The 13,318-nt window shown below is 68.5% G+C and carries 12 protein-coding genes and 1 tRNA gene; 9 read left to right on the top strand and 4 right to left on the bottom strand.

The features are described from left to right. The first annotated feature begins 22 nt into the window (after positions 1-22). From HRUBRA_RS04460 to HRUBRA_RS04420, 9 genes are all read left to right on the top strand, one after another. Complete coding sequence (locus HRUBRA_RS04460) at positions 23-1,795, top strand: fatty acyl-AMP ligase (protein WP_201771531.1); 1,773 nt, start codon at positions 23-25, stop codon at positions 1,793-1,795. Beyond that, entirely contained in the window at positions 1,792-2,748 is a 957-nt protein-coding gene (locus HRUBRA_RS04455) for an NAD-dependent epimerase/dehydratase family protein (RefSeq protein WP_201771534.1), read from the top strand. Before HRUBRA_RS04460 ends, HRUBRA_RS04455 begins: the two co-directional genes overlap by 4 nt. Continuing rightward, on the top strand, positions 2,748-3,695 hold the full coding sequence (locus HRUBRA_RS04450) for a lysophospholipid acyltransferase family protein (RefSeq protein ID WP_052094378.1): 948 nt from the start codon (positions 2,748-2,750) through the stop codon (positions 3,693-3,695). Before HRUBRA_RS04455 ends, HRUBRA_RS04450 begins: the two co-directional genes overlap by 1 nt. 113 nt (positions 3,696-3,808) lie before the next feature. Next, on the top strand, positions 3,809-4,432 hold the full coding sequence (locus HRUBRA_RS04445; protein ID WP_035514879.1) for a sterol desaturase family protein: 624 nt from the start codon (positions 3,809-3,811) through the stop codon (positions 4,430-4,432). Positions 4,433-4,440: 8 nt separating this feature from the next. After that, positions 4,441-5,373, top strand: a complete 933-nt coding sequence (locus HRUBRA_RS04440; protein ID WP_035514878.1) for a lysophospholipid acyltransferase family protein — start codon at positions 4,441-4,443, stop codon at positions 5,371-5,373. Further along, entirely contained in the window at positions 5,370-5,918 is a 549-nt protein-coding gene (lptA, locus tag HRUBRA_RS04435; protein ID WP_052094377.1) for a lipopolysaccharide transport periplasmic protein LptA, read from the top strand. The genes HRUBRA_RS04440 and lptA overlap by 4 nt, the downstream gene beginning before the upstream one ends. A 128-nt stretch (positions 5,919-6,046) precedes the next feature. Next, a complete protein-coding gene (locus HRUBRA_RS04430; protein ID WP_035514876.1) occupies positions 6,047-7,753 on the top strand; it encodes an FAD-dependent oxidoreductase in 1,707 nt (568 codons plus the stop codon). A 227-nt stretch (positions 7,754-7,980) separates the two neighbouring features. Further along, positions 7,981-8,057: transfer RNA gene (locus tag HRUBRA_RS04425), tRNA-Met, on the top strand. Positions 8,058-8,118: 61 nt separating this feature from the next. After that, complete coding sequence (locus HRUBRA_RS04420) at positions 8,119-9,225, top strand: L-threonylcarbamoyladenylate synthase (RefSeq protein WP_084592443.1); 1,107 nt, start codon at positions 8,119-8,121, stop codon at positions 9,223-9,225. Positions 9,226-9,261: 36 nt separating this feature from the next. Here HRUBRA_RS04420 and HRUBRA_RS04415 read toward each other — a convergent pair whose 3' ends face one another. The 4 genes from HRUBRA_RS04415 to HRUBRA_RS04400 form a co-directional block, all read right to left on the bottom strand. Continuing rightward, entirely contained in the window at positions 9,262-9,840 is a 579-nt protein-coding gene (locus HRUBRA_RS04415) for a c-type cytochrome (RefSeq protein ID WP_052094376.1), read from the bottom strand. A gap of 72 nt (positions 9,841-9,912) precedes the next feature. Continuing rightward, on the bottom strand, positions 9,913-11,313 hold the full coding sequence (locus tag HRUBRA_RS04410) for an MBL fold metallo-hydrolase RNA specificity domain-containing protein (protein ID WP_035514875.1): 1,401 nt from the start codon (positions 11,311-11,313) through the stop codon (positions 9,913-9,915). A gap of 58 nt (positions 11,314-11,371) precedes the next feature. Next, positions 11,372-12,457 carry a pectin acetylesterase-family hydrolase gene (locus tag HRUBRA_RS04405; RefSeq protein WP_035514874.1) on the bottom strand — a complete coding sequence of 362 codons (1,086 nt, stop codon included), beginning with the start codon at positions 12,455-12,457 and terminating at the stop codon, positions 11,372-11,374. Continuing rightward, a complete protein-coding gene (locus HRUBRA_RS04400; RefSeq protein ID WP_035514873.1) occupies positions 12,454-13,209 on the bottom strand; it encodes an OmpA family protein in 756 nt (251 codons plus the stop codon). Before HRUBRA_RS04400 ends, HRUBRA_RS04405 begins: the two co-directional genes overlap by 4 nt. Positions 13,210-13,318: the final 109 nt, after the last annotated feature.

Raw genomic sequence — 13,318 nt, 5'->3', positions numbered from 1 at the left:
AAGACCGAAGGGAGACGGATCGTTGCACATTTCAGCCACACCCACGGAACAGTCGCTGCCCTTCCGGCCGGCAGACTTCGCCACCCTGACCGAGGCTCTGGATTACGCCGCGCAGGGGGAGACGGGCTGCAATTTCTTCAATGGTCGCGGGCGCATCTATGATCGCCTGAGCTATCGCAAGCTGCGCGAGCAGGCGCGTGCGCTCGCCCGGCAGCTGCTGGGGCTGGGGCTCGCCCGCGGTGACCGCGTCGCCCTCGTCGCCGAGACCGATCCTCACTTTGTCCGCTTTTTCTACGCCTGCCAGTATGCCGGTCTCATCCCGGTCGCACTCCCCGCCTCCGTGAAAATCGGCGCCCACGAGGCCTACGTGGCCCAGCTGCACCGCCTCCTCGAGGCCAGCGACGCCAACGTCGCCGTGGCGTCCGAGGGCTACCTCGGCTTCCTCAAGGAAGCCGGTGAAGGCCTGTCCGTGCGCATGGTCGCCACGCCGGAGGCCTTCTATGCGCTGGAGGAGCCGGCCCTGGAACTCCCGACCATCGAGGCCGGCGATATCGCCTATCTGCAGTACACCTCCGGCAGCACGCGCTTCCCCCGGGGCGTGATCATCCGCCACCAGACCGCCATGGCGAACCTGCACGGCATTGTCGCTCACGGTTTGCACATCACCGGCAAGGACCGTCTTATGTCCTGGCTGCCCTTCTACCATGACATGGGTCTGGTAGGCTTTGTGCTGACGCCGGTCGCGGCACAGATTTCCGTCGATTATCTCGACACACGCGAGTTTGCCATGCGGCCGCGGCAATGGCTGAAGATGATGACCCAATCGAAGGCCACCATCGCCTTCGCACCCAGCTTCGGCTACGACCTCTGCGCCCGTCGCGTGCGCCCCGGCGACATCGCCGAGTACGACCTCAGCCACTGGCGCGTGGCCGGCATCGGTGCCGAGATGATCCGCCCGCAGACTCTCCAGCACTTCGCCGACATACTCGAGCCCGCAGGTTTCGACCGTCGCGCCTTCGTCGCCTGCTACGGCATGGCCGAATGCACTCTCGGCGTGAGCTTCTCGCCGCTCTGGCAGGGCTTCAGCACCCACTACATTGACAGCGATCACCTGTCCGACCAGCACGAGGCCGTGCTCATGGACACGGGCGAGACCGAGGGCCGGGGACGCCACTTCGTCAACTGCGGCGTGCCCCTGCCGAGTTTCGAGGTTGAGGTGCGCGACGACGACGGCAACGCCCTGGCCGACTGGCAGAGCGGCGTCATCCATCTGCGCGGCCCGAGCGTCATGTCCGGCTACTTCAATCTGCCGGAGGAAACGTCTGATGCGCTCTGCGGCGGCGGCTGGCTGAACACCGGTGATATCGGCTACCTCGCCGACGGCATGCTCACGATCACCGGCCGCAAGAAGGATCTCATCATCATCCACGGCCGCAACATCTGGCCTCAGGATCTCGAGCACCTCGCCGAGACCCAGCCGGAAGTCCGCGTCGGCGATGCCCTCGCATTCTCCGCGCCGGATCACGAAGGCGAGGAGATGTGCGTGCTGGTCGTCCAGTGCCGCGAGCGCGACCCGAACAGGCGCCACAGCCTGGTCCGCCGGTTGACGGCCATTGTGCGCACGGAGCTCGGCCTTGATTGTTACGTCGAGCTGGTGCCCCCGCATTCGCTGCCCCGCACCTCCTCCGGCAAGCTGTCCCGCGCCAAGGCGCGGCTCGACTTCATCGCCGCCCATGACGAGGAGCGCCTGAACGCGGTCGCCGAGGAACTGCGCGTTCGGGTCGCCACGGCCTGAACACCCTGCCAGGGCCCCGGCCGGGGGCCCGCATTGCCCTTACCGGGGCCACCGGTTTCATCGGCCGCAATCTTGCTTTGACCCTGCGCCACCGCGGCCACCCGGTGCGTGCGCTGGCTCGCCGACCCGGCAGCGCCGGCGAGCTCGCCGCCGCCGGCTGCGAGCTCCTTCGCGGCGACCTGAACGACCGCGATGCCCTGCAGGACCTTGTTCGCGACTGCGACTACGTGGTTCACCTCGCCGGTGCTGTGCGCGGCGCGAGCTACCGCGCGTTTCACCGTGTGAACGTCGAGGGCAGCCGCAACCTCTTTCTTGTGCTTGCCGGCCAGCCCGCGCCGCCGCGGCTGCTGTTCTACTCCTCTCTTGCCGCCCGGGAACCGCGGCTGTCCTGGTACGGCCGCTCCAAGAAAGCAGCCGAGGATGCGCTGCGGGAAACAGCGGTGGCCACGCTCCCGTGGACGATCCTGCGGCCGCCGGCGGTCTACGGCCCCGGCGACCGGGAGCTCCTCCCCCTGCTGCGCACCATGGCCCGCGGTGTTGCGCCGCTGCCCGGCGCAGCGTCGTCCCGGGTTTCACTGCTGCATGTCGATGACGCCGTGAGCGCCACCCTTGCCTGCCTTGGCGCGGACGGCGCCCTCGGCGGGACCTTCCCCCTCGACGACGGCCGCGAGGGTGGCTACAGCTGGCGCGACATCGCCGAAACCGTAGGGGGACTCAGGGCGCGCCGGGTTCGGCTGCTGTCTCTGCCGCGGCCGCTGCTGAACCTGGTCGCCGGCGCCAACCTGCTCAGCGCCCGCCTCCTGGGCAGCGCGCCGATGCTTACCCCCTCGAAGCTGCGGGAGCTGCGCCACCCGGACTGGGTCGCGGACAACGCGGCGATCAAAGCCGCCACAGGCTGGCAGCCCACGATCGGCCTCAGCGCCGGACTAGCGACGCTGCCGGGGATCGGCTGATGGCGGAGTTCATCATCGGCGCGCCCCTGAAAGGCCCCGCGCAGCGCTACCCCTGGCTGCGGCGGCTGCTCTGGCGCATCGATTTCGTTTTTGTCTGGCTCCTCCTCCGGGCCTTTCGGCTGCTGCCTGTGGACCTCGCTTCCCGCCTCGGGGCGCGGCTTGGCGGCTGGATCGGACCGCGGCTGAAGAGCAAGCACCGGCTGGTGCGCAACAATTTCGCCATTGCCTTCCCGGCACTCAGCACCGGCGCCCTCGAGCACCTGGCCCGCGACTGCTGGCGCCAGGGCGGGCGCATCCTCGCCGAGTATCCGCACCTGGACCGCTTCGCCCGGGAGGCGGAGCGTCTCAGCATCGACACCGCAGGCGTCAACCCCGTTGAGCTGCAACCCTGCGTCATTGCCTGCGCCCACCTGTCCAGTTGGGAAGTGGTCGGCAGTGCCCTTACGCGGCTGGGGATCCCCAACGCAACCCTCTATTCGCCGCCCAGCAATCCCTACCTGAACCGCATGCTGCTGAGCTCCCGCGCCGTACTCAACTGCGAACTGGTACCCCGGGACAACAGCGCGCGGGCCCTGGTCCGTGCACTACGCGGCGGGCGCAGTGTCGGGGTAGTGGTCGACCGCCGGGTCGACGACGGCGAGGACGTGACCTTCTTCGGACAGCCGAAGGCGACTTCCATGATGCCGGCCAAGCTCGCCCTCAAGCAGGGTTGCGCCCTTGTGCCCGCGCAGGTGCGGCGCCTGCGCGATGCCCGCTACCAGGTCAGCTTCCACGCCCCCATCACCCCGCAGAACCCGACTGCCAGTGAGCGTGAGCAGGCTCTGGACATGATGCAGCAGTTGCACAACCGCTTCACCGAATGGATCCGCGAAGAGCCCTCGGACTGGCTGTGCAGCAAACGCCTCTGGCCCCGGGGCACGGTGCCACACGCCGCGGAGGACCGCTGAACAACCTGCTTCGTGCAAAATTGCCGAAGGCACCGGGCCCCGGCGGTCGTTTCGGCGGCCAACTAGGGGTAAAATACTGGACTGGTCAATTACTTACACGCCGCGAGGGCGCAATGGCGAACACCCGGCACGAATCCATCCGCCTGTTCGAGAACGACCTGCTCGAGCGGCTTTCCCATGTGCACCCGCTGACTCCGCTGGTGTTCTGGGGCCCCATTGCCACCTGGCTGCTGTGGAGCGGTCTGCACAGCGACGCCCTGTCCCCGGGCGTCGTTGCCATGCTGGCGCTGGCGGGCATCGCAACCTGGTCTCTCACCGAGTATCTTCTGCATCGCTACCTGTTCCACTTCCCGGCGAAGAGCCGCTTCGGCAAATGGCTGGTCTTTCTGTTTCACGGCAACCATCACGATGATCCGAAGGATAAGACCCGCCTGGTCATGCCGCCCGCAGGCGCGATCCCCATCATGGCCGTGCTCTACCTGCTGTTCCGCGCTGTGCTGCCGGCGCCCTGGCTGGCGGTGTTCACCGCTTTTTTCATTGTCGGCTACCTGGTCTATGACTACATTCATTACGCCACGCACCACTTCCCCATGCGCAATCCGGTGGCGAAACACCTCAAGCACTACCACCTGAAGCATCATTTTTCCGGCCAGGGCGGTCGCTACGGCGTCAGCAGTCCTTTGTGGGACATCGTTTTCGGTACCCGGCCGGCGGAGCCCCCCCGCGCCGGCCGCTGAGGCGCGCCGTGGCACAGTATTATCTGGTCCCCAAGCCCCTGGCCGAACGCTTCCCGGCGCTCGGGCGCACCGCCCAGAGGCTCGAGGCGGCTCTCCTTAAGAGCCTGTTCTGGTGTGTACAGCGCCTTGAGCCCGAGCGCGCGGCCCGCGTCGCCGGTGCTCTTTTCGCTGCCGTCGGCCCCTGGACGCAGAAAGCCCGCAAGGCCGATGGCAACCTGGCCACCGCCTTCCCGGAGCGGAGCGCCGCCTGGCGCAAAAGCACCGTCAGGGAGGTCTTCCACTCCCTTGGCGTTGCCGCGGCCGAACTGTTGAAACTCGAGCAGCTGTGGCAGGAGCGGGACCGGCGCATCGCTTTCGCCTGGTCCGACGCCGCCCTCGCCGCCACCGGACCCGGCAAACCGGCAGTCTTCGTCTGCGCCCATGTGGGCGCCTGGCAGCTCACCAACCTCATTGCCCAGGAGCGCGACCTGCGGATCAGCACCGTCTACGCACCGGAGTCAAACCCGGCCGTGCACGCGCTGGTCCAGAACCTGCGCCAGGCCTTCGGTGTGCGCCTGGTGCCTACGGACGCGGGGGTCCGTCCGCTCCTGGGCGAACTCAAAGCGGGCCACGGTGTCGGCCTCGCTACCGACACGCGGCTCGCCAGCGGCGAGCTGCTGCCGTTTTTTGGCCGCGAGGCGCTGACCAACACCACCGCCGCGCGCCTCGCCCTGCGCACGGGCGCCGCGCTCATACCGATCCGCTGCGAGCGCCTCGGCGGCGCCCGCTACCGCGTTGAAGTCCTGGACCCGCTTCAGCCGACCGAACCGGACGCGGACCTCGACACCCGCGCCCTGGACCTGTCACGCCAGATGAATGCGCAGTTTGAGGCCTGGATTGGCGAAACGCCCGGACAGTGGATCTGCCTCAAACGGCGCTGGCCCAAGGCACACAAGTTGTGAGCCAGTACCGCCCTGCCCTGTATCTTGCGCTTCTCACGGCCCTTGCCGGCAACGCCGGCGCGCTCCCCGGGGACAGTGAACAGCCCATCACAATCCGCACCGACGAGGCCATCCGCGACGAGACCCGGGGAAAGACCCTCTACCGCGGGGACGTCGAATTCCGCCAGGGCAGCCTGCTGATCCGCGCGGACGAGGTCACTCTCGTCGAGCGCGCACGGACTGCGGCACGCCCTGGATCACGTGACCCCCTCGCCGGGACCGGTGTCCTTAACATCGAGGCTCGCGGTGCCCCCGCCTATCTCACCCAGCAGTTCACTGCCGAGGGAGAGCCCGTGCAGGCCAGAGCTCGCGTTGTGGAGTACTTCCAGCCCAGGGCCCTGGTGCGGCTGCGCAACGCGGCCCGGATCCGCCAGGGCAACATGACGTTGCACGCGGCCCAGGTGGACTACTACATCGACAAACAGGTCATCCGCGCTTTCAGCAACCCGGCCACGGGCAGGCGGGTGACAACCAGCATCCCGCCCGAGCGGCTTCCCGGAGACTGAGCGGCCGACCCGGGGGCCGCTCTGGGCCCGGGGTGTTGACGCGGGCGCCCGAGGTGCCAGGTTACCCTCAGGGGTCCAGCTGGACGCTCTCGTCAGCTGCACGTTCAACCCCCGGGCAGGAGCACGCCATGTCTGAACGCCTGATCATTGTCGGCGGCGTCGCCGCCGGCGCGTCTGCAGCTGCCAAAGCGCGCCGCATGAACGAGGCCCTTGAGATCGTCATCTTCGAGGCCGGCCCCTACCCCAGCTTCGCAAACTGCGGCCTGCCCTACTATGTGGGCGGCGAAATCACCGAGCGGGAGCAGCTCTTCGTAGTCGACCCGGCGCTTTTCGGCAACCGGCTGGCGGTAGACCTGCGCCTCAATACTCGTGTGACCGGCATCGACCGCGCCAACAGCCAGGTCACCTTCACCGATGCCGAGGGCGTGCCGGGCACCCTGGGTTACGACCGCCTGGTGCTGGCAACGGGCACGGAGCCGCTGGTTCCGCCGGTACCGGGCATCGATGGCGACACTATTTTTACCTGCCGTACCGTACCCGATGTCGACGCCATCAGCGCTCGGCTGACCAGCGTCACCGAGGGCGGTGCCGACCGCCCGGAGATCCTCATCATCGGCGGCGGCTTCATCGGCCTTGAATGCGCCGAACAACTCATCGGCCGCGGCTGCCGGGTGACCCTCGTCGAGCTGGCGCCGCAGGTGATGGGCCCCCTCGATCCAGAAATGGCCTGGCCCCTGGAAGAGGCATTAACGGCTGCCGGCGGCACGGTGATCACCGGCGACGCTGTGCAGGCAATCGAGCACAGCGACGGCCGCAGCGTTGCCATCCTCGGCAGCGGCCGGAAGCTGCCTTTCGCCTTCGCCGTGCTCGGCACGGGGGTTCGCCCCAACGTGGCCCTGGCCAGAGCCGCGGGGCTGGAGCTGGGGACCACCGGCGCACTCCGGGTGGATTCGCAGCAACGCACCTCGGACCCCGCCATCTACGCCGCCGGCGACAACGCCGAAGCCGTCTTCCTGCCCACCGGTACGCCGGTCAACATCCCCCTCGCCTGGCCGGCCAACAAGCAGGGCCGCGTCGCCGGCTGTAACGCGGCGCTGGACCTCGCCGGGGCACCAGCCGACGATCCGTTACGTCTGAGGAGCACAGCGATCAACGGTACCAGCATCGTGCGCGTCTGCGGCATGAACGCCGGCGGCACCGGCCTGACCGAAAAGCAGGCAACGCAGCTTGGACGCACGGTAGCAGTGGTCTATCTCGGTGGCCCGCATCATGCCAGCTACTATCCCGGCGCGAAGCCGATGATGATCAAACTCATCTATGATCCCGCCGATGGGCTCGTTCTGGGCGCCCAGGCCTATGGCGAGGGTATCGACAAGCGGCTGGACGTCTTCAGCGTGGCCATCCGCGGCGGGCTCACGGTAGAGGACCTGGAGGAGCTCGACCTCACCTATGCGCCGCCCTTCGGCAACGCCAAGGACGCGGCGGTACTCGCCGGCTTCGCGGGCGCCAACGCCCGCCGGGGCATCGCCCCGGGGCTCGCTCCGATGGATTATCTCGAAGGCCGGGGCCTCGACGACGCCACGGTGGTGCTCGATGTGCGCAGCGCCCGGGAGTTCGACGAGGACCCCCTGGAAGGCGCGAAGAACATACCCGTCGATGAACTGCGGCAGCGCCTGGATGAAGTGCCGAAGGGACGGCCCCTGGTGGTCGTCTGCGCCAGCGGTCAGCGCAGCCACCTGGCGCAACAGCTTCTGCGACACCACGGCTTCCAGGATGTACGCAATCTCTATGGCGGCTACCGCCTTCTCAGCCAGCTCCACAGGATGGCAGGCTGAGCAGCGCAACGGGGGCCTGCGGCTCCCGCGGCTCCCCCGTCCCGTGTCCCGGGGCGTGCGGTGCAACGGCTTCGACCGGCGCCTGAACCCGCGCACGATCCGCTTCCCGGTCACCGTCAACGGACGCATCCCCCGCGAGGACCGGCGCCGCCGGCCTTGACTTGCCCGCGAGAAATGGACAGAATTCGCGTCCCTCGCCGAGGGTGGCGGGGCCGGTGCACGATCGTGGCTACGTAGCTCAGTTGGTTAGAGCACAGCATTCATAATGCTGGGGTCGCTGGTTCAAGTCCAGCCGTAGCTACCACCTTCTTCCCGGCACCACGCCACCCCGGGGCACCCGGACAGTTTCACCCGGGGCCGCGGCAATCTCCCGGAGACTACCCATCGACACCCGTGTCCTCATCGTCGACCCGGAACAGCCGGATGCCGGAGCCATCGCCGAGGCCGCACGCATCCTGCGTGCCGGTGGCCTGGTAGCGTTTCCTACGGAGACAGTCTACGGCCTCGGCGCCAACGCCATGGACGCGGTCGCCCTGAACCGTATCTATGAGGCCAAGGAGCGCCCGGCAAACGACCCGATCATTGCTCACATAGCCCGCCCCGAGCAGCTCGACGAGCTGGCCCGGGACATCCCGCCGGCGGCGCGCCACCTTGCCAACGCGTTCTGGCCCGGCGCGCTGACCCTGGTCCTGAAACGCGCGCCCGGCGTGCCGGAAAACATTGCCGCGGGCCGCGACACTGTGGCCGTGCGCATGCCTGCCCACCCCCTGGCCCGGGCCCTGCTGCTGGCAGCCGACGTCCCCGTGGGTGCGCCGAGCGCCAATACCTTCACCCGGCCCTCAGCCACCACCGCAGCCCATGTACTTGAGGACCTCGATGGCCGTATCGACCTCGTGCTCGACGGCGGGCCCACGACCATCGGCGTCGAGTCCACGGTACTGGACCTGACCGGCACCGCGCCGGTGGTGCTGCGCCCGGGCGGCGTGCTGCTCGAAGAGCTGCAGGCGGTGCTCCCGGAAACCACCCTCGCCCCGCGCTACCTGGCCGAAGACAGCGCCAGCGACGCGCCCGGACAGCTACTCAAGCATTATTCGCCACGAGCGCGGGTACGACTGTTCACCGGGGAGCCGGCCGCAGTACGTGCGCGCATGCGCGCCGAAGCCAATGCCCTGATCGCGGCCGGGGAGACACCGGGCCTGCTCCTCGCCGAGGAGGACATCACCGAGCTGGGAGCCTTCACCGATCGGGAAATCCTGGGCAGCGAGCGGGACCTCGCCGCCGTCAGCCGACGCCTTTTCGAGGCCCTGCGCGCCCTGGACCGACGCGGGGTTGATGCGATCCTCGTGCGGGACTTCGGCCGCGAGGGCCTCGGCGCGGCACTCTGGGACCGCCTGCTCCGGGCCGCGGAAGGCCAGGTCATCGACACAGCCGCCTCCACACCCGGCGCCGGCTTCACGGCTGACGAAGGCTAGTGTCCTGAGGCAGCAGCCAGCTTTTGACTCAGGAAGCTAGCGCCGCTGGTAGAGTCCCACGTGCACATAGGGCGCCGGAGCCGGTTCCCCCTCCGCCACCGGCGCAGGTACCTGGTGCGGGTTGGGCGCAAGGCGCTTCAGGTAGCGGGCAATGGCCGTTGCATCCTCCGGCGTGAGCCGGGCGTAACTTTGCCAGGGCATGACCGGCAGCGCGCGGCCACCGTGACGGCCCATACCCTCCAGAAGCAGGCGGACGATGTCTTCCTCGGGCCATTCGCCGATGCCCGCTTCCGGGTCCGGCGTCAGGTTCGGCGGGTAGACCACCGCGGGGTAGCGCACTCGCAGTGGATCTGAAATGGCAATACCCACGCCGGAGCCGGCGAGGGCCCTGGCCTCCTCCGGTGCGCCGAGGAGCGCACCGTCCGTATGGCAGCTGGCACAGCCGAGAAGGTTGACGAGGTAGCGGCCGCGCTGCACCGCCGGATCGGCGGCGTCCCGCGCCGGCGCGGGAGCGGCAACCACAAGGGCATTCTCGACCGGCTCATAATCATCGAAGGGGTCGGCGGCGAAGGCGGGCAGGGCCGCTGCGAGCAGGCACAGGCTGAGCCGGCGCATGGCAATCTCCTCGGTCGGGTAGCTCTGCGCTACTGTAGCGCCTGAGCCCCGGCGGTACCACCGGGGGCTCCCTCAGAAATCAATGTGGTCGTAGCGGGCCGGGATCTCCGCCTCAATGCCCAGTTCGCCACGCAACCGGGCCGCCAGCGCCTGCTGGGCCCCTACCTCGCCGTGGACGAGCACGGTGCGCGGCGCCGGCTCGAAGGCCCCGAGCCAGGACACGAGACCGCTCTGCCCGGCGTGCGCCGAGAGGCCGCCCAGGGTCTCCACCCGTGCCTTGACCACGAAGTCGTCGCCGAAGAGGCGGATGCGCGGCACACCATCGACAAGGAGGCGCCCGAGCGTACCGGCAGCCTGGAAACCGACGAAGACCACGGTATTGCGGGCGTCCCAGATACGCTGCTTGAAATGGTGCCGGATGCGGCCACCGGTGCACATGCCGCTGCCGGCGATAATCAGAGCGCCGCGGTCGATACGGTTGATGGCCATGGAGGACTCCGTGTCCTCGGTCAGCCGCAATGTGGGCAGGAAGGTCTCCAGGGAGCGTCGCTGGGGTTCGCTGAGCGCGTGCACGTCATCTTCGTCGAGGAGTTTCAGCCAGTGGTCATAGACGCGGGTGACGGCGATCGCCATGGGACTGTCGAGGAAGATCTGCCAGGGGTCGAGCTCCCCGGCCGAGTAGAGGCGCCCGAGATGGAAAATGATCTCCTGGGTGCGGCCCACGGCAAAGCTCGGAATCATCACGTTGCCACCGCGGCGCCAGGTCTCCCGGAGCACATCCCGGAGTTCCGCAAAGGTATCCTCCTCGCTCTTGTGCTCCCGGTCGCCATAGGTGCTCTCAAGGAGCACGATATCCGCCGAGCGCAGCCGCTCCGGCTCGCGCATGAGCACGGAGTCGTGCTTGCCGAGATCGCCGGAAAAGACGAGGCGGCGCGGCCCCTCCTCTGCCTCAAAGGACAGCTCGCAGATCGCCGAGCCGAGGATGTGGCCGGCGTCGTAGAAGCGCAACGTCGCTGCGGGCCCGAGGTTGATCGACTCCCGGTAGCGGTGTCCGACGCAGGCGTCGAGCACCGCGGCCACGTCCTCCGGCTCGTAGGCCGGCGGCTCCGCCGGGCGCCCGCGGCGGGCGTTGCGGAGATTGGTGCGCTCGAGATCGCGGAAGTAGAGCCCCGCGGCATCCTTGAGCATCACCTCGAGCAGCTCGGCGGTCGCCGCCGTGCAGTGGATGGGCCCGCGAAACCCCTGGCGGTAGAGCCGCGGCAGCAACCCCGAGTGGTCGAGATGAGCGTGGGACAGCACGACCGCATCGATAGTTTGCGGGTCAAAGCCGAAGTCGCCGTCGTTGCGGTCGACGGCATCGCCGCCCTGGTGCATGCCGCAGTCAAGCAGCACCCGCCCGATGGCCGGGGCCTCCAGGAGATGGCAGGAACCCGTCACCTCGCGGGCGGCCCCATAGAACGTCAGCCGGGCCATAGGGGCTCTCCAGGAAAAGAGTCAGTGTAGCAGCAAGGCAACCGGCACGAACGCCGCCTCAGCGAGCGCGGCACTCCCCGTCGCAGCTGCAGTGCACGTTCGGGGCATCCCGGGAGGGGTCGATCACGCTCTCGAGCCAGGCGACGGCACGCACGCCGGCGGTGCGGCGCGTATAGAGCTCGTCGAAGCGCAGCAACGTGTGAAAGTCGCCGCCGGCGACATAGCTGCGCAGGAACGGCAGGTCTCCGTGCAGATCGTCGAGGTTGGCATCCAGCCCTGGCAGCAAAGCGGCCGGGTGTCCGAGCAGAGCGAGGAACTGCTCCTGCACGGCGTCATAGGCGTTGTCGTAGCTGTGGAAACGGATACGTGGTGCGGCCGCTGCCGCCAGCCGGTACAGATCTGTTATCCGCAGGGTGCCACTGGTAACAGCCCTGGCATCCAACACGGCCGGTAGCGCCGGAATCACGCCCCAGGACTCCCAGAGCATCGTGGGGGGTGGCAGGCGATAGCCCGCGCCGCCGCCGCCGAGCTGGGTCACGCGAGCCTCTGGATAGCGCTCGGCCAGCACCGCCGCATAGACCGGGGAGGCCAGGGCGCCGGCGCTGCCCCCGGCTACCACCACCTGCTGCGCCGCGGGAAAACGCGCGTACGCCTCCTCAAGGGCAGCATCCGCGTTAGCCCGACCGGCGTGGCGCATGACGACGTCGCCGCCCGGACCGGCATAGCGGGTTGTGGCGTCACCGAGGTGTACGTCTCCGGAGCAGTAGCTGACAAACACCTGTGACCAGTCGCGGAAGGGGTTCTCCGCGTTCTCAAGGTCAAAGGCGCCGCCGTAGGCGCGCGGGTCGTTACCGGACCCCTCGCCGGTGTGGAACCGGTAGGTCGGCCTTCCCGCCGGGTCGCAGGTCTCGGCGCTCCAGCAGGCGCCACCGCCGTTGAAGAAAACCAGTAACCGGGACGGATCCGCCTGGCGCACATGGAAGCGATAGGGGCTGCCGTCGGCGCAGCGGGTAGCCCCTGCGGGCTCTACCGTCTGCCAGGGGTCGTCGGCAGCGACGGCCGTCGTAACGACACCGGCCGAGAAGGCCGCTGCGAGACAGGCCAGGCGCCAGCGAGCGGCGACAGAAGCCCGCCTCGACGTCACTGCACGACCAGCTCGACGCGACGGTTCTGCTCACGGCCCTCGCGGGTGTCGTTGCCGGCTACCGGCTCGGCCTCTCCGCGGCCCGAGGCGACCAGCGCATCGGGGGCGACACCCTGAGAAACAAGGTATTCGCGCACGGCCCCTGCGCGACGCTCGGACAGCCTCTGGTTGTAGGCCTCGGGACCGGAGCTGTCCGTGTGCCCGATGACGCCGAGGGTCACGCTGCCGTGCCCCTTGACGGTCGCGACGATACGATCGAGCGCGCGTCGGGAGGCTGCGTCCAGCTCGGCGCTGTCAAAAGCGAAGTTCACTGCGTTCACGGTGAGAACCACCTCGTCCTTGACGGGACATCCGACATCGTCAACGGTCACCCCGGCCGGGGTGCCGGCGCATCGGTCGCGGTAATCTGGTACACCGTCGCCATCGCTGTCGAGGGCGCAACCCTGGGCGTCGACACGCGCACCGGCAGGGGTGCCGGGGCAGCTATCGCTGCCTTCGGCCACGCCATCACCATCGCTATCCGCCGGCGGTGGCGGCGGCTCGGCCTCCACGCAGAAGAGCGTGGATAAGGCGGCGCCGCCCGCCGTTCCGGGCAGTACGCCAGAGCCGCCGGAAACACCGCCCCCCACCGCGCCGCCAGCGGCGGTAAAGCCGACAATGCAACGCTCGTAGCCACGCTCGGAAAGGTTCGAACAGGCGCCCAGGGCCAGCAACAGCGGCAGCAGTACAAGGCGGCGGAGCGGGGTCTTCATAATGCTCTCCTCGATAACCGTTTTTGGGGCTTCATCTCCCCCGAAGGCCCTAGCATAGACCCCGGAGCGGCACGGTGCCTAGTATCCCGCGCAGCGCCGGGGCGGTGCG

This window comes from Pseudohaliea rubra DSM 19751, assembly GCF_000764025.1.
GTDB classification, from domain to species: Bacteria; Pseudomonadota; Gammaproteobacteria; order Pseudomonadales; family Halieaceae; genus Pseudohaliea; species Pseudohaliea rubra.
This window is presented reverse-complemented; position numbering and strand designations above follow the sequence as displayed.

What these genes read in the sequence shown, in the direction of transcription:
- HRUBRA_RS04450 (WP_052094378.1), top strand. Translation starts at nt 2,748, where the DNA reads ATGGCGGAGTTCATCATCGGCGCGCCCCTGAAAGGCCCCGCGCAGCGC.
- HRUBRA_RS04445 (WP_035514879.1), top strand. Translation starts at nt 3,809, where the DNA reads ATGGCGAACACCCGGCACGAATCCATCCGCCTGTTCGAGAACGACCTG.
- HRUBRA_RS04430 (WP_035514876.1), top strand. Translation starts at nt 6,047, where the DNA reads ATGTCTGAACGCCTGATCATTGTCGGCGGCGTCGCCGCCGGCGCGTCT.
- HRUBRA_RS04415 (WP_052094376.1), bottom strand. Translation starts at nt 9,840, where the DNA reads ATGCGCCGGCTCAGCCTGTGCCTGCTCGCAGCGGCCCTGCCCGCCTTC.
- HRUBRA_RS04410 (WP_035514875.1), bottom strand. Translation starts at nt 11,313, where the DNA reads ATGGCCCGGCTGACGTTCTATGGGGCCGCCCGCGAGGTGACGGGTTCC.
- HRUBRA_RS04400 (WP_035514873.1), bottom strand. Translation starts at nt 13,209, where the DNA reads ATGAAGACCCCGCTCCGCCGCCTTGTACTGCTGCCGCTGTTGCTGGCC.